This is a genomic window from Nocardioides sp. TF02-7, from assembly GCF_022437945.1.
Classification (GTDB): domain Bacteria; phylum Actinomycetota; class Actinomycetes; order Propionibacteriales; family Nocardioidaceae; genus Nocardioides.
Map to the genome: position 1 here is coordinate 3,658,960 of NZ_CP092535.1, position 15,119 is coordinate 3,674,078.

Annotated in this window: 14 protein-coding genes and 6 pseudogenes; 12 read left to right on the forward strand and 8 right to left on the reverse strand. The window is 71.8% G+C overall.

The genetic code is table 11. The features are described 5' to 3' along the window. Positions 1–71 precede the first annotated feature (71 nt). Both MF408_RS18905 and MF408_RS18910 read left to right on the forward strand, forming a co-directional pair. Positions 72–374: pseudogene (locus tag MF408_RS18905) on the forward strand (insulinase family protein); the annotation flags it as partial. 335 nt (positions 375–709) lie between these two features. Then, positions 710–1,264 (forward strand): annotated as a pseudogene (locus MF408_RS18910) (insulinase family protein); the annotation flags it as partial. A gap of 320 nt (positions 1,265–1,584) precedes the next feature. Here MF408_RS18910 and MF408_RS18915 read toward each other — a convergent pair. Continuing rightward, complete coding sequence (locus MF408_RS18915; protein WP_240248970.1) at positions 1,585–2,103, reverse strand: class I SAM-dependent methyltransferase; 519 nt, start codon at positions 2,101–2,103, stop codon at positions 1,585–1,587. Between the two features lie 83 nt (positions 2,104–2,186). Between MF408_RS18915 and dapB the strand changes: the two genes are divergently transcribed. Continuing rightward, the gene (gene dapB / locus MF408_RS18920) at positions 2,187–2,930 is read left to right on the forward strand and encodes a 4-hydroxy-tetrahydrodipicolinate reductase (protein ID WP_240252045.1); all 744 of its coding nucleotides are present in this window, start codon (positions 2,187–2,189) and stop codon (positions 2,928–2,930) included. Between the two features lie 4 nt (positions 2,931–2,934). Here the strand turns inward: dapB and MF408_RS18925 are convergent, their stop codons facing one another. After that, on the reverse strand, positions 2,935–3,303 hold the full coding sequence (locus MF408_RS18925; protein WP_240248971.1) for a GNAT family N-acetyltransferase: 369 nt from the start codon (positions 3,301–3,303) through the stop codon (positions 2,935–2,937). 245 nt (positions 3,304–3,548) lie between these two features. Here MF408_RS18925 and MF408_RS18930 point away from each other — a divergent pair, with 245 nt between their 5' ends. After that, positions 3,549–4,547, forward strand: coding sequence for an aldo/keto reductase family protein (locus tag MF408_RS18930; protein ID WP_240248972.1), 999 nt, complete (start codon positions 3,549–3,551; stop codon positions 4,545–4,547). 126 nt (positions 4,548–4,673) lie between these two features. On the opposite strand, the gene nadA (MF408_RS18935) is transcribed toward MF408_RS18930, so the two are convergent. From nadA (MF408_RS18935) to MF408_RS18945, 3 genes and pseudogenes are all read right to left on the reverse strand, one after another. Beyond that, on the reverse strand, positions 4,674–5,642 hold the full coding sequence (nadA, locus tag MF408_RS18935) for a quinolinate synthase NadA (RefSeq protein WP_240248973.1): 969 nt from the start codon (positions 5,640–5,642) through the stop codon (positions 4,674–4,676). Positions 5,643–5,733: 91 nt separating this feature from the next. Beyond that, positions 5,734–6,456 (reverse strand): annotated as a pseudogene (nadA, locus tag MF408_RS18940) (quinolinate synthase NadA); the annotation flags it as partial. After that, a complete protein-coding gene (locus MF408_RS18945) occupies positions 6,453–7,385 on the reverse strand; it encodes a GNAT family N-acetyltransferase (protein WP_240248974.1) in 933 nt (310 codons plus the stop codon). The pseudogene nadA (MF408_RS18940) and the gene MF408_RS18945, both read right to left, overlap by 4 nt. Positions 7,386–7,459: 74 nt before the next feature. Here MF408_RS18945 and MF408_RS18950 point away from each other — a divergent pair, with 74 nt between their 5' ends. Together MF408_RS18950 and erpA are read left to right on the forward strand one after the other, a co-directional pair. Next, positions 7,460–8,551, forward strand: coding sequence for a glycerate kinase (locus tag MF408_RS18950; RefSeq protein ID WP_240248975.1), 1,092 nt, complete (start codon positions 7,460–7,462; stop codon positions 8,549–8,551). Positions 8,552–8,700: 149 nt separating this feature from the next. Beyond that, positions 8,701–9,063: an iron-sulfur cluster insertion protein ErpA gene (gene erpA, locus MF408_RS18955; RefSeq protein ID WP_240248976.1), complete on the forward strand. Its 363-nt coding sequence runs from the start codon at positions 8,701–8,703 to the stop codon at positions 9,061–9,063. 95 nt (positions 9,064–9,158) lie between these two features. Here the strand turns inward: erpA and MF408_RS18960 are convergent, their stop codons facing one another. Continuing rightward, the gene (locus MF408_RS18960) at positions 9,159–9,371 is read right to left on the reverse strand and encodes a hypothetical protein (protein WP_240248977.1); all 213 of its coding nucleotides are present in this window, start codon (positions 9,369–9,371) and stop codon (positions 9,159–9,161) included. Positions 9,372–9,492: 121 nt separating this feature from the next. Between MF408_RS18960 and MF408_RS18965 the strand changes: the two are divergent. Then, a pseudogene (locus MF408_RS18965) lies at positions 9,493–10,274 on the forward strand (carbohydrate kinase family protein); the annotation flags it as partial. An 18-nt stretch (positions 10,275–10,292) separates the two neighbouring features. Beyond that, entirely contained in the window at positions 10,293–10,424 is a 132-nt protein-coding gene (locus MF408_RS27120; protein ID WP_345893985.1) for a hypothetical protein, read from the forward strand. On the opposite strand, the gene MF408_RS18970 is transcribed toward MF408_RS27120, so the two are convergent. Together MF408_RS18970 and MF408_RS18975 are read right to left on the reverse strand one after the other, a co-directional pair. Further along, entirely contained in the window at positions 10,417–10,668 is a 252-nt protein-coding gene (locus MF408_RS18970) for a sulfurtransferase TusA family protein (protein WP_240248978.1), read from the reverse strand. The genes MF408_RS27120 and MF408_RS18970 overlap by 8 nt on opposite strands. Next, positions 10,665–11,777, reverse strand: coding sequence for an aminotransferase class V-fold PLP-dependent enzyme (locus MF408_RS18975; protein ID WP_240248979.1), 1,113 nt, complete (start codon positions 11,775–11,777; stop codon positions 10,665–10,667). Before MF408_RS18975 ends, MF408_RS18970 begins: the two co-directional genes overlap by 4 nt. A 192-nt stretch (positions 11,778–11,969) precedes the next feature. Between MF408_RS18975 and coxB the strand changes: the two genes are divergently transcribed. From coxB to MF408_RS27130, 4 genes and pseudogenes are all read left to right on the forward strand, one after another. After that, positions 11,970–12,782: a cytochrome c oxidase subunit II gene (gene coxB / locus MF408_RS18980; protein WP_240248980.1), complete on the forward strand. Its 813-nt coding sequence runs from the start codon at positions 11,970–11,972 to the stop codon at positions 12,780–12,782. Beyond that, positions 12,779–14,569: a cytochrome c oxidase subunit I gene (ctaD, locus tag MF408_RS18985; RefSeq protein ID WP_240248981.1), complete on the forward strand. Its 1,791-nt coding sequence runs from the start codon at positions 12,779–12,781 to the stop codon at positions 14,567–14,569. The genes coxB and ctaD overlap by 4 nt, the downstream gene beginning before the upstream one ends. Next, a pseudogene (locus MF408_RS27125) lies at positions 14,566–14,727 on the forward strand (cytochrome c oxidase subunit 4); the annotation flags it as partial. The gene ctaD and the pseudogene MF408_RS27125, both read left to right, overlap by 4 nt. Before the next feature lie 121 nt (positions 14,728–14,848). Further along, positions 14,849–14,983 (forward strand): annotated as a pseudogene (locus tag MF408_RS27130) (cytochrome c oxidase subunit 4); the annotation flags it as partial. Positions 14,984–15,119 lie beyond the last annotated feature (136 nt).

A 15,119-nucleotide genomic window follows, 5' to 3' on the forward strand; every position in this document is an offset into this window, starting at 1 on the left:
CCACCGGGCACGTCACCTCGCGGGTACGCCGCACGGTGCTGCCGTCGGGCCTGCGGATCGTCACCGAGCAGATGGCCGGTGCCCGGTCGGCGTCGATCGGCGTCTGGACCGGCGTCGGCTCCCGCGACGAGACGCCCACGACCCACGGCGGCTCGCACTTCCTCGAGCACCTGCTGTTCAAGGGCACCCACGAGCGCTCCGCGCTCGACATCTCCGTGGCGCTCGACGCCGTCGGCGGCGAGTTCAACGCCTTCACCGCCAAGGAGTACACCTGCTTCCACGCCCGGGTCCTCGGCGAGGACCTGCCGCTGGCCGTCGACGTGCTCGGCGACATGGTCACCGGCTCGCTCCTCGAGCCGCACGACGTCGACGCCGAGCGTGACGTCATCCTGGACGAGATCGCCATGCACGAGGACGACCCCCGACGACGTCGTGCAGAACCTCGTCGCCGAGCTCGCCTGGGGTGCCGAGTCGCCGCTGGGCCGGCCGATCGCCGGCACGACCGAGTCGATCGGCGCCATGACCCGCGCCCAGATCCAGCGCTTCTACCGCCGCCACTACCGGCCCGACAACATGGTCGTCTCCGTGGCCGGAGCCGTCGACCACACCGAGGTCGTCCGCGCGGTCCGCCGCTCGTTCGGCCGCCACGGGTTCCTGGACGCCGTCGCCGAGCCCCCGCGGCCCGCGCGCCCTCAAACGCAGCCCGCAGGTCCGCGGCGGCAGCGGTCGGATCGCCCGCCCCTTCGAGCAGGTCAACGTCGTCCTCGCCAACGAGGGCCTGCCCCGCGACGACGAACGCCGGTTCGCCCTCGGCGTGCTCAACACCGCCCTCGGCGGCGGCACGTCGAGCCGGCTCTTCCAGGAGGTCCGCGAGCGCCGCGGCCTGGCCTACTCCGTCTACTCCTTCGCCAGCCACTACGCCGACTCCGGCATCGTCGGCGTCGCCGTCGGCTGCCTGCCCGACCGGCTCGACGACGTGCTCGAGGTGGTCCGTGTCGAGCTCTCCCGCATCGCCGCCCACGGCATCACCGACGAGGAGCTCGCCCGCGGCAAGGGCCAGCTCGTCGGCGGCCTCGTCCTCGGCCTCGAGGACTCCGGCGCCCGCATGATGCGCCTCGGCAAGGCCGAGCTCGTCTACGCCGAGGTCCTCGGCATCGACGCCGTCATGGACCGCATCAACGACGTCACCATCGACGACGTCCGCGCCGTCGCCGCCGACGTCTTCGGCCGCCCGGAGATCCTGGCCGTCGTCGGGCCCAGTTGATCTGCGCTCGCTTCGCTCGCGTAGAGCAGGTCGACCCGGCGCGTTTCCGCACGGGAATCGGGTCGACCCGGCGCAAACCTGCATCGGGATTGGGTCGACCCGGCGCAAACCTGCGGGCCCATGTTGCCGACCCGGCGCAAATCTCGGGCGTGGCTCGCTTCGCTCGCGGAGCAAGATTTGCGCCGGGTCGGCTACCGCGCATCGCTTCGCTCGCGCGCGCGGGCTCATGTGACTCGCAGGCGCATCGCTTCGCTCGCGCGCGCGGGCTCATGTGACTCGTGGGCGCTTCGCTTCGCTCGCGCGCGCGGCTGACGAGATCCCTAGCGGCGGCCGATGATGCCGACGACGGGGGGCTTGTCGGAGGTGGCGATGTAGACGCGGAAGCCGCCGTCGGTGAGGGCGCGGGAGGCGTTGGTGAGGATCTCCTGCACCTGGTCGGGGCGGGTGGCGTCGAAGAACAGGTTGACCGAGCCGCCCGGCAGCACCCGCTCGTGGAGCAGCGCGACCTCGTTCTTGCAGTCACGCACCCAGAACAGGTTGACGTTGAACGCGAACACCTTGGTGAGCCGCTTGACCGGGACCCGCAGCGTGGCGAGGTCGATCTGACGCACGGTCAGCCGGCCCGCCTCGACGTGGGCGGCGCAGCGCTGGCGCGTGCGGTCGACGCCCGCCTCGGAGCGGTCGATCGCAAACATCTTGCCCTTGCCCTCGAGCCGTCGGCAGATCAGGTCAGCCGCGTGCCCCGAACCGCACCCGATCTCCAGGACGTGGTCGTTCGGCTGCACCTCCATGAAGTCCACCGCCCACCGGATCCGGGCCGGGATCGTCTGCACCGCCATGTGCCCAGCCTGCCAGACCCGTCGGCAAGGGTGCGGGACCGACCGGGCAGTATTGCACCGTGAGCGGTGCAGAGAGCGGTCGGTTGCGGGTCGGCGTGCTGGGTGCGCGCGGCAAGGTGGGCTCCGAGGTGTGCCGGGCGGTCGCCGCCGCCGACGACCTCGACCTGGTCGCCGAGGTCGACCAGGACGACCCCGCCACCCGGTTGACCGACGCCGGTGCCCAGGTGGTCGTCGACTTCACCCACCCCGACGTGGTGATGGGCAACCTCGAGTTCTGCGTCGACCACGGCATCCACGCGGTCGTCGGCACGACCGGCTTCGACCAGGAGCGGCTCGACACGCTCACCGGTTGGCTCGAGCGGTCACCCGGCACCGGCGTGCTGATCGCGCCGAACTTCTCGATCGGCGCGATCCTCATGATGCGGTTCGCCGCGGTGGCCGCGCCGTTCTACGAGTCGGTCGAGATCGTGGAGCTCCACCACCCCGACAAGGCCGACGCGCCCAGCGGCACCGCCCGGCGGACGGCGCAGCTCGTCGCCGCCGCACGCCGCGAGGCCGGCGCCCCGCCGGTGCCCGACGCCACGTCGACGGCCCTCGACGGTGCCCGCGGCGCCGTCGTCGACGGCATCCACGTCCACGGGCTGCGGGTTCGCGGGCTGGTGGCGCACCAGGAGGTCGTGCTGGGCGGGTTGGGGGAGACGCTCACCATCCGGCACGACTCGCTCGACCGGGCGTCGTTCACCCCGGGTGTGCTCACCGGCGTGCGCGCGATCGGCGACCACCCGGGACTGACCGTCGGGCTGGAGCACTTCCTCGACCTCGGCTGAGGGATCAGGCGGGCGGGTCCTCCGCGGCGCCGATGCGGGTGTGCAGCCGGACCTGCTTCACGGTTCCCGCTCCCGCCTCGTCGGCGAGCTCCCGGCTCGCGCCGTCGGGTGCCCAGCCGCCGCTGGACAGGAACCCGCGGAAGCCGTCGTCGGTGCTGTCCACCCAGCACGTGGCGCGGGTGAACGCGTCGGCCTCCAGCGTGTCGACGCACGCCTGCAGCAGCCGGGAGCCGTGTCCCTGACCGGTGTGCCCGGGGTCGACGGTGAACTCGCTGATCTCGCCGTCTGCGGCGGGGTCGGCGTCGGGATCGGTGCCCGGGCCGGTGAGGGGCGAAGCCGACGACCCGGTCGTGCTCGAGCGCGACGAGCGCACGGCGACGCGCCTCGGGCGGCCGGGCGAGCGACCGGGCCCACGCGGAGCGGTGCTGCTCGGGGTCGAGGCCCCGCTCGGCCAGCAGGCCGGGCAGGAGGTCGCCGTACCGCCGCTCCCACGCCCGGAGCTGGACCTCGGCGATCCCGGAGCCGTCCTGCGCCCAGGCGACCCGCACCGAGACGTCCGCTGTCGTCATGCCTCCATCCTCGCAGGAGGCTTTCCGGGCGCTCGATAGGGTCGTGCCCATGGAGATCCGCAACCTCGGAGCGAGCGGCCTGAAGATCTCGGCCATCGCCTACGGCAACTGGCTCACCCACGGCTCGCAGGTCGAGGAGGACGCCGCGCTGGCGTGCGTGCGCCAGGCGCTCGAGGAGGGCATCACCACCTTCGACACCGCCGACGTGTACGCCAACACGGCGGCCGAGTCGGTGCTCGGCAAGGCGCTGGCGGGGGAGCGGCGCGAGGGCCTGGAGATCTTCACGAAGGTCTTCTGGCCGACCGGCCCCGGCAAGCACAACGACAAGGGGTTGTCGCGCAAGCACATCCTCGAGTCGATCGACGGGTCGCTGCGGCGGCTCGGCACCGACTACGTCGACCTCTACCAGGCGCACCGCTTCGACCACGGCACGCCGCTGGAGGAGACGATGCTCGCGTTCGCCGACGTCGTCCGCGCCGGCAAGGCGCTCTACATCGGCGTCTCGGAGTGGCGGGCGGAGGAGATCCGCGCCGCGCACGAGCTCGCGAAGGAGCTGCGCGTGCCGCTCGTGTCGAACCAGCCGCAGTACTCGATGCTGTGGCGGGTGATCGAGGGCGAGGTGGTGCCGACCTGCCGCGAGCTGGGCATCGGCCAGATCGTCTGGTCGCCGATCGCGCAGGGCGTGCTGACCGGCAAGTACCTGCCCGGCCAGGCGCCGCCGCCGGGCTCGCGCGCCACCGACGAGAAGGGTGGCGCCGGCATGATCAGCCGGTGGATGCAGGACGACGTGCTCGAACGGGTGCAGCAGCTCAAGCCGATCGCCGACGAGGTCGGGCTCACGATGGCGCAGCTCGCCGTCGCGTGGGTGCTGCAGAACGACAACGTCTCCGCGGCCATCATCGGCGCCAGCCGTCCCGAGCAGGTCACCGACAACGTCAAGGCCGCCGGTGTGGAGCTGGACGAGGCGACCATGAAGGCGATCGACGACGTCGTCGGCCCCGTCGTCACCAGCGACCCGGCGCTGACCAGGTCACCCACCCTCGACTGACCATCGGGGTCGAGTAGGAACTTTCTCTACGTCGAGCAGGGACTTTGTCCGCGTTGAGTAGGGGCCTTCCCGGCGAGGAGGTGCCCACTCGACGGTGAGAAAGCCTCTACTCGACCTGGCGGCGGCTCAGCGGTAGGTGTCGGAGAGGCTCTGGCCGATCTTCACCTGCGGCTTGGGCAGCCGCATGAACTTCATCTGCAGGGCGCGCATGAGCGCGTAGTACGTCGTGCCCTTGAGCGGCTCGTCGGGGAACCGGCGGCCGAGCTCGCGGCGCAGACGGAACCGCAGCACGACCATGTCGACGATCACAAAGAGGAACGTCGCGAGCAGGATCATCGAGCTGGCGTTGACGAGCGTGGGGGAGCCGGACCAGCCGAGGACCATGCTGACGACGAGCAGCGGGATCATCAGCTCGACGACGGAGAACCGGCTGTCGATGTAGTCGCGGATGAACCGGCGCACCGGGCCGCGGTCGCGGGGGAGGTAGTAGCGCTCGTCGCCGCTCTTCATCGCCTGGCGGATCTTGCGGCTGTCCTCCATCCGGAGCTCGCGCTGACGCCGCTTGAGCTCCTTGCGGTCGCGCGGCGGCCGTGCCTTGGCCCGCGCGAGCGCTTCGGCCTCGCGGCGCTTCGGCGTCGGCCGGCCCTTGCCGCCCGGCTTGGGCGCCACGGCCTCGACCGGTGCCTCCTCGGTCCTGCTCCGTCGGAACAACGCGTCCTCCCGTTCCTGCGTCAGTCGCGGCTCGACCTGCCGGGCAGGTCGAGCATCCGCTGCAGGGCGACCAGCGCCTCCTGCTCGGTCTGCGGGTCGACCTCGATCCGGTTGACGACGACCCCCTCGACCAGGGGACTCCATCGCCCACACGAAGTGCGGCAGGTCGATCCGGTTCATGGTCGAGCAGTAGCAGACGTTGCGGTCGAGGAACACGATCTGCTTGTCGGGGTGCGCCTCGGCGAGCCGCTGCACGAGGTTGAGCTCGGTGCCGATCGCCCAGGCCGACCCGGCGGGAGCCGCCTCGATCGTCTTGATGATGTACTCCGTCGAGCCGACGTGGTCGGCCTTGAGCACCACCTCGTGGGTGCACTCGGGGTGCACCAGGATGTTGATGCCGGGGATCCGCTCGCGCAGGTCGTCGACGACGTCGGGGGGAGAACCGGCCGTGGACCGAGCAGTGGCCCTTCCACAGGATCATCCGGGCGTCGGAGAGCTGCTCGGCGGTGAGGCCGCCCTCGGGCTTGTGCGGGTTCCACACGACGCAGTCGTCGAGGCCGTAGCCGAGCTTGAGGACGGCGGTGTTGCGGCCGAGGTGCTGGTCGGGGAGGAAGAGCACCTTCGTGTCGGGGCCCTTCTGCTGGAACGCCCACTCGAGGGCGACCTCGGCGTTCGACGAGGTGCAGACGACGCCGCCGTTGCGACCGCAGAAGGCCTTGATGGCGGCGCTGGAGTTCATGTAGGTCACCGGGACCACCTGGTCCTGGATCCCGGCGGCGGCGAGCGCGTCCCACGCGGCCTCGACCTGCGCGATGCGCGCCATGTCGGCCATGGAGCAGCCGGCGGCCAGGTCGGGGAGCACGACCTGCTGGTGCGGGCCGGTGAGGATGTCGGCCGACTCGGCCATGAAGTGCACGCCGCAGAAGACGATGTACTCCGCCTCCGGACGGGCGGCGGCGTCGCGGGCGAGCTTGAAGGAGTCGCCGGTGACGTCGGCGAACTGGATGACCTCGTTGCGCTGGTAGTGGTGCCCGAGCACGAACACCTTGTCGCCGAGCGCCTCCTTGGCGGCGCGGGCGCGCGCGACCAGGTCGGGGTCGGACGCCGGCGGCAGGTCGCCGGGGCACTCGACGCCGCGCTCGGAGAGCGGGTCGGTGCCGCGGCCCAGCGGCAGCAGCGGGAGGTCGACGGTGGTCATGGCTGAATCCTATTCCTCGGTCGCCCGGGGCACCGATTCGCGGCGCAGCCGGCCGTCACCGACGGCGGGTGCCCGGTCGCAGCGTGGTCACAACATGGCACCGTTGTGAACGTACGGCGTCGGCGGGTCCATTCCGCGCACGCCGAGGTAGCCCTGGGGTCGCATCTCGAGCCCCCACGGTCAGCCCGACGTCGACCGCCCACTGGTTCGCCGCCGTCACGTGCGGGACGGTGAACGCCGGCCCCCGCACCCGCCAGGCACTCCCAGAGGAGCGCCTGCGCGGTCACCGGGTGGGTGGCAGCCAGGAGGTGGAGCCGGGCGTCGTCGGCGTAGGCGAACCCCAGGCCGGTGCGGTCCTCGGCCACGAGCATCCGGCCGAGCCCGGCGAGGCTCTCGTGGTCGGGCCCGTGGCCGCCGCCGCGCAGCCGGCGCGCGACCTCGTCGGCCAGCTCCCGGTCGTCGGGCCCGCCGGCACGGACGCCGTCCGCTCCGCGCAGCCGCGACCGGTCCACCCGGCCCTGGAGCTGCACCTGCGGGTGCAGGGTGAAGCCGGCGCGCCAGTAGCGGCGGACGGCGCGCGGGTCGGTGGACGCGGCGAGCATCCCGGTCTCGCAGTCGTCGCCGTGGCTCTCCGCGGCCTCGAGCAGGCGGGCGCCGACGCCCCTGCCCTGGAGCCCGGGCCGGACGGCGTACGTCGCCAGGCACCAGACGCGCTCGCGGACCAGCGACGTCGCGAAGCCCGCCACGCCGTCGGCGTCCTCGGCCACCCAGCACCCGCCCGGGTCGTGCTCGAGGAAGCGGAGGGTGCGGGCGATCCACCGCGCCGAGTGCTCCGGGCTCCGCGGCTCGGGCTCGGGCTGGTCGCGCGGCGTGGTGCGCAGGTCGAGCTCGTGGAAGGCGCGGTCGCTGATCTGCTCGGCGACCGGCACGTCGTCGGGGCGTCATCGGTCGGATCACCACGTCGGCCATCGCGCCACGATAGGCGTCCGCGATCATGGGGGGCATGCGGATCCTCGTCGCCCCGGACAAGTTCGCCGGCACGCTGAGCGCGGTCGAGGCGGCGGACGCCATCGCGACCGGCTGGCTCAGGCAGGCGCCGGGTGACGAGGTCGACCTGGTGCCGATGTCGGACGGCGGTCCGGGTTTCGTCGACGTGCTGCACGCGGCGCTGGGCGGCGAGCTGGTCGCCACGACGGTCGTCGGGCCGACCGAGCGGGCCGGCACGGTGCCGGCGGCGTTCCTGCTGGTCGGCGACGTGGCGTACGTCGAGAGTGCGCAGGCCTGCGGGCTCCACCTCAGCGGCGGTGAGGGCGCCGACCGCGCCACGACGTACGGCGTCGGCGCGCTGGTCGTGCGGGCGGTCGAGGCGGGCGCGCGCCGGGTGGTGGTCGGGCTCGGCGGCAGCGGCACCAACGACGGCGGCGCCGGACTGCTCGCGGCCCTCGGCGCGCGGGCCGACGGTCCGCTGGAGGAGGGGCCGGCGGGCCTCGAGCAGGTGTCCCGGGTCGACCTGGCGGCCGCGCGGGAGCGGCTGGCCGGCGTGGAGGTGGTCGCGGCCAGCGACGTCGACAACCCGCTCACCGGGCTGTTCGGTGCGACCCGCACCTACGGTCCGCAGAAGGGCATCCCCGAGGAGCAGCTGCCCCGGTGGGACGCGGCGCTCGAGCGGTTCGCCGAGGCCACCGACCGGCGGGTCTCGCTCGAGAAGGGCGCCGGGGCCGCCGGCGGCCTCGGGTTCGCGCTGCTGCTGCTCGGCGCCACCCGGCAGCCGGGGATCGGCCTCGTGGCCGACGCCGTCCGGCTGGCGGAGCGGGCCCGCGACGCCGACGTCGTCCTCACCGGCGAGGGCGCCTTCGACTTCAGCAGCGGGGCCGGCAAGGTCCCTGCCGGCGTCGCCGCGGTCGCCGCGGAGGCGCTGCGGCCCTGTGTGGCGCTCGCCGGCCAGGTCCTGGTCGGGGCGCGCGAGATGCGTGCGCTCGGGATGGACGCGGCGTACTCGCTGGTCGACCTGGTCGGCGAGGAGCGGGCGTACGCCGACCCTGCGGGCTCGCTGGCCGCGCTCGCGCAGCGGGTGGCCCGGACCTGGTCGCGCTGAGCCCGACCACCACCCGCCGCCCGGTCGTCCGGGCCCGGGAATAACCCAGGGTGTGCGACCATTGGAGACACCAGACGTGATGCGTCGGCACAGCGCCCACGGCCCGTGGGTGCGCGGCGCGAGCAACCGACCACGGGGGAGCGAAATCCATGACCGAGCAGCTCGAGACCGAGTTCGAGCGTCGCAGCGACCAGATCAACCTCAGCCCGGTCGCCGCCGCCAAGGTGAAGAGCCTCCTGGACCAGGAGGGTCGTGACGACCTGCAGCTGCGGATCTCCGTGCAGCCGGGCGGCTGCAGCGGCCTGCGCTACCAGCTGTTCTTCGACGAGCGCAGCCTCGACGGCGACGTGGTGACCGACTTCGACGGCGTGTCCGTGGTCGTCGACCGGATGAGCGTGCCCTACCTCAACGGTGCGCTGATCGACTTCGTCGACAGCATCGAGAAGCAGGGCTTCACCATCGACAACCCCAACGCGACGGGTTCGTGCGCCTGCGGCGACTCGTTCCACTGAGGTCGAGTGGGGGTTTTCTCACCCTCGAAATGTCAGAAAGCTCCGGCCCGGCCGGAGCTTTCTGACATTTCGAGGGTGAGAAAACCCCCACTCGACTAGTCGAGGTGGAGGTGCAGCGCGTTCGCGAGCCGCTGAGCGGCCTCGGAGACCCGGATCTCCGGCTTGGGCACCTCGCGGGGGAGCTCGTCGTAGTGGATGCTGGGCGGCGGCTCGACGGCCTTCTGCGCCGCGCGGGCGAGCCGGCGGCTGGCCGCCTCGCAGTCGGCGTGCAGCGCGGTCGGCGACTCGAGCTCCTCGTAAGGCGTCATGCCGCCGACGCTAGGCGCTACTCGCGGGTACCCCCAGCAGTACCGGTCGGTAGTGTTCCGTGTCATGCCTGGACCCAGCGGCTCCCTGCTCATCGCCGGCTCGATCGCGACCGACCACCTGATGACGTTCGACGGGAAGTTCTCCGACTCCCTCGTCGTCGACCAGCTCGACAAGCTGTCGGTCAGCTTCCTGGTCCACGACCTGGAGGTGCGGCGCGGCGGGTGCGCCGGCAACATCTCCTTCGGCCTGGGCAACCTGGGCCTCCGGCCGGTGCTGGTCGGTGCTGTGGGGGAGGACTTCGCGGAGTACCGCTCCTGGCTCGAGCGGCACGGGGTCGACTGCGGCCACCTCCACGTGTCGGAGACCCGCCACACCGCCCGGTTCGTGTGCACCAACGACTCCACGATGGCGCAGATCGCGTCGTTCTACCCGGGCGCGATGAGCGAGGCCCGGGAGATCGAGCTCAAGCCGATCGTCGACGTGGTCGGCGAGCCGGCCTACGTCCTGATCGGCCCCGACGACCCCGACGCGATGCTCCGCCACACCGAGGAGTGCCTGCAGCGGGGCTACCGCTTCGTGGCCGACCCCTCCCAGCAGCTGGCGTTCGGCGACGGTGACCTGATCCGCGCGCTCATCGACGGTGCCGACGTGCTCGTGACCAACGAGTACGAGACCCACGTCATCGAGAAGAAGACCGGCTGGACGACCGACGACATCGGGTCCCGGGTCCGGCTGCAGGTCACCACCCTCGGCGCCCGGGGGTCCGGATCAGCGGCGCCGACCAGGAGCTCCTCGAGGTCCCGGCGGCCGCCGGCGTCACGCCGGTCGAGCCGACCGGTGTCGGCGACGCGTTCCGCGCCGGGTTCCTCGCCGCGCTCGGCTGGGGGCTGGCGCTGGAGCGGGCGGCCCAGGTGGGGTGCGTGCTGGCCGCCTACGTTGTCGAGACGGTCGGCCCCCAGGAGTACGCCTTCACCGCCGACCAGTTCGTCGGCCGGGTCCGGGAGTCCTACGGCGACCTCGCGGCCGAGGAGGTCGCGGCGCACGTCAGCTGAGGCGGCGGACGACGTAGCGCGGTGCGCCGTCGTCGGCGGCCTCCTCGCCGACGTACTCCTGCCCGCGCATCCGGCACCACGCCGGTACGTCGTGGCGAGCGGCGGGGTCGCGCGCCACGACGGCGAGCAGCCCGCCGACGGCGACCGACGGGAGCGCCCGGGCCAGCTCGATGACCGGCCGCGGGCAGGGGAGCTCGCGGCAGTCGATCTCCACCGGGTCGTCGCCCGCGTCGGGGCCGGTCACAGGCCCGCTCCGGCCCGGATCTCGGTGACGCACTCGACCAGCGCCGAGCAGAACGCGTCGACCTCGTCCTCGGTGGTGTCGCGGCGCAGGGAGACGCGCACGTTGCCGTGGGTCAGCGCGCCCATCGCGGCCAGCACGTGGCTGGGTTCCAGCGAGGACGCTGTGCAGGCCGAGCCGCTGGCCACCGCGAATCCCCGGCGGTCGAGCCCGGCGACCAGCTCGTCGCCGCCGACGTAGAGGCACGAGAAGGTCACCAGGTGCGGCAGCCGCTCCACCGGGTGCCCGACGACCTCGGTGTCGGGCAGCGCGGCCGCCGCCGCCCGGACGCGCTCGACCAGCCGGTGCTGCCGCGCCGCGGTCTCCTCGCGGTCCGCGAGCACCGCCTGGAGGGCCGCCGCCGCGGCGAGCGCGCCCGGCACGTCCGCGAACCCGCCGGGCTGGTCGAGGCCGTCGTCGCCCGGGAACGGGGTGGTCCACCGGGCCGAGCGGCGCACGGCGAGCACCCCGACCCCCGGCGGGCCGCCCCACTTGTGCGCCGACGCCGCCAGGGCCGACCACCGGCGGGGCAGCGGGACCCGCCCCACGGCCGCGGCGGCGTCGACGAAGAGCGGCAGGTCGTCGGGCAGGTCCAGGTCGTCGACCGGCTGGAGGGTGCCGACCTCCTGGTTGGCGGCCTGTACGGCGACCGCCACCACGCCCGGGTTCCGTGCCGCCGCCGCGACCTCCTCCGGGTCGACCCGGCCGTCGCGGTCGACGCCCACCGCGACGTGGGCGGGGGAGGGTCGCCACCCCACGGCGTGCAGCACGGAGGAGTGCTCGACGGCCGTGTGGACCACCCCGTCACCGCGGCTGCGACGGGCCGAAACCAGCCCGAGCAGCCCCCGGTGGACGGCGTCGGTGCCCGACGCCGTGAACCCCACCTCGTCGGACCGGACGCCGAGGCACTCCGCGACCACGGCGCGGGCGTTCTCGAGCAGCAGGCGGGCGTCCCGCCCGGGGTGGTGCAGCCGGCGCGGGTCGGCGTACCCCCGCTCCAGGGCAGCGAGCAGGGCCTCCCGCGCGGCCGGGTGGAGCGGCTCCGCGGAGGCCGTGTCGAGGTAGCCGGTCACCGTCTCAATCTAGCGACGCCGGTAATCCGACCCGCTGCGTTCCCGACGGTGCTGTTCCGCTAGTGTTCTGACCAATCGTGAACCTTCGAGAGGAAGGGCTCGTTCGTGGGTTTGAGGCACCCCGAGCGCACGGGTGAAACGGCCCGGCGCCTGCGTCGATCGGCCGGCTCGGCCGGTCTCGTCGCGATCGCGTTGGGCCTGGCCGGCTGCTCCAAGGAGACGGAGGCCGGCCGGCTCGGCATGCCCGAGATCGTCACCACCCAGGGCCAGGACATCCTGTCGCTGTGGCAGGGCGCCTGGATCGCCGCGCTGGCGACCGGATTCGTCGTCTGGGCGCTGATCATCGGTGTGGCGGTCTACTTCCGTCGCCGCAACGAGGACGAGATCCCCGTCCAGACCCGGTACAACCTGCCGGTCGAGATCTTCTACACGATCTTCCCGATCATCATGGTGATCGTGTTCTTCTCGCACACCGTGCGGGTCCAGAACACCGCCCTCGAGATGGTCGAGGACCCCGACGTCAACATCGTCGTCGTCGGCCAGAAGTGGCAGTGGACGTTCAACTACCCGGAGTCGGTCGACACCCCGGAAGGCTCCAACGTCTTCTTCAACGGCACCGGTGACAACATCGCCGAGCTCTACCTGCCCGTCGACAGCACCATCGAGTTCCGGCTCTTCAGCCCCGACGTGGTCCACAACTTCGGTGTCCCGGCCTTCGCCATGCGCATGGACGTCGTGCCCGGCGCCGACAACGCCTTCCAGGTGCACACCACCGAGGAAGGCACCTACGCCGGCAAGTGCTACGAGCTCTGCGGCACCTACCACTCGCGGATGCTCTTCGAGGTCCACGTGGTGTCCCAGGACGAGTACCAGGCCTACCTCGAGCGCCTGGCGCAGGACCCTGACAACGTCTCCGAGGAGCCGGTCCAGGGCGGCACCTACGCCGAGGCGCCGGCCCTCGAGGAGATCGAGGAGAGCGACGAGGACGAGGGAGAGCACGAGTGACCGCCACCGCAGCCCGCTCGGCGGAGGTGACCGCGCGCAAGCCGCTCGGTCGCCAGCTGGTGCGGCTCATGACCACGACCGACCACAAGCTGATCGGCAACCTGTACCTCGTCACCTCGATGGTCTGGTTCCTCATCGGCGGCGTGATGGCCCTCGTCATCCGGTCCGAGCTCGCCTACCCGGGCAGCCAGGTCGTGAACGAGGAGATGTACAACCAGCTCTTCACGATGCACGGCACGATCATGCTGCTGCTGTTCGCGACGCCGCTGTTCTTCGGCTTCGGCAACGCGATCATGCCGCTGCAGATCGGTGCGCCCGACGTGGCGTTCCCCCGGCTGAACATGTTCAGCTACTGGCTCTACCTCATCGGCGGCATCATCGCCGCCGCCGGGTTCCTCACGCCCGAGGGCGCCGCGTCGTTCGGCTGGTTCGGCTACGCCCCGCTCTCCGACGAGGTCAACTCGCCCAGCGTCGGCGGCGACCTGTGGATCATGGGCCTCTGGATGGCCGGTATCGGCACCATCCTCGGCGCCGTCAACTTCATCACCACGATCATCTGCATGCGCGTCCCCGGCATGACGATGTTCCGGATGCCGCTGTTCACCTGGAACGTGCTCATCACCAGCCTGCTGGTCCTGATCGCCTTCCCGGTCCTCGGTGGCGCGCTGCTCTCGCTCGAGGCCGACCGCCAGCTCGGCGCCCACGTGTTCGACGCCTCCCACGGCGGCGCCATCCTGTGGCAGCACCTGTTCTGGTTCTTCGGCCACCCGGAGGTCTACATCATCGCGCTGCCGTTCTTCGGCATCGTGACCGAGATCCTCCCCGTGTTCAGCCGCAAGCCCGTGTTCGGCTACATCGGCCTGGTCGCCGCCACCATGGGCATCGCGATCCTGTCCGTGGCCGTCTGGGCGCACCACATGTACGTCACCGGCGAGGTCAACCTGCCGTTCTTCGCCGGCATGACGTTCCTCATCGCCGTGCCGACCGGAGTGAAATTCTTCAACTGGATCGGCACCATGTGGGGCGGATCAGTGCGCCTCGACACACCCATGCTGTGGTCGATCGGCTTCCTCACCACGTTCCTCTTCGGCGGCCTCACCGGCGTCATCCTCGCCAGCCCGCCGCTCGACTTCCACGTGTCCGACTCCTACTTCGTGGTCGCCCACTTCCACTACACCGTGTTCGGCACCGTCGTGTTCGCGATGTTCGCCGGGTTCTACTTCTGGTGGCCCAAGTGGACCGGCCGGATGCTCGACGAGCGGCTCGGCAAGATCCACTTCTGGCTGCTGTTCCTCGGCTTCCACGCCACCTTCCTCGTGCAGCACTGGCTCGGCGTCGAGGGCATGCCCCGGCGGTACGCCGACTACCTGCCCGGCGACAACTTCGAGGTCCTCAACCAGGTGTCCACCATCGGCGCCTTCGTGCTCGCCTCCTCGATGCTGCCGTTCTTCTACAACGTCTACATCTCCCGCAAGGCACCGCTGGTCGAGGTCGACGACCCCTGGGGCTGGGGCCGCTCGCTCGAGTGGGCCACCAGCTGCCCGCCGCCGCGCCACAACTTCCACCGGCTGCCGCGGGTGCGCTCGGAGTCCCCGGCGTTCGACCTCCACCACCCGGAGATCGCCGCCATCGAGCTCGACGTCAACCCGCGCGAGAAGGACGGCCAGCCCGCCGACGTGCCCGAGGCCGACGGTCGTGCCGAGCACATCGCCGAGCAGCAGGCCAAGAAGGAAGCCGGCGACCCCGACAGCCACAGCTACAACCACGAGGACGGTGACGCCCGATGAAGGTCGAGGCCTGGCTCTTCGGCATCACGGCGGTCTTCCTCCTCCTCGTCACGCCCGCCTACTGGTTCATCACCGACGCCGGCGACACCGGCGCCGACTGGACCGGCACCTCCGCGCTCGCCATGACCACGCTGCTCGCCGCCATGGTCACCTTCTACCTCGGGTTCCACGCCCAGCGCATGGACCCCCGGCCGGAGGACCGCACCGACGGCGAGATCCCCCGAAGGCGCCGGCGAGCTCGGCTTCTTCCCGCCCTACTCGTGGTGGCCGTTCTGGTGCGCTCTCTGCTTCGGCACCATCACCCTCGCCCTCGCCCTCACCGCCTGGTGGCTCGTCATCATCGGCAGCGCCCTCGGCGCCATCGCCCTCAGCGGCTGGGTCTTCGAGTACTACCGGGGCGAGCACGCGCATTGAGTGAATTGGCCTCGCTCCGCTCGGCCGTGTTGCGCCGCCTCGGACGCGTTGCCTTCCTCCGCTCCGCTCGCTCGTTCCTCGCTCGCTGCGCTCCGTCCAGGCAACGCGGGCGGCGCAACGTCTCGGCGGGGTGAGG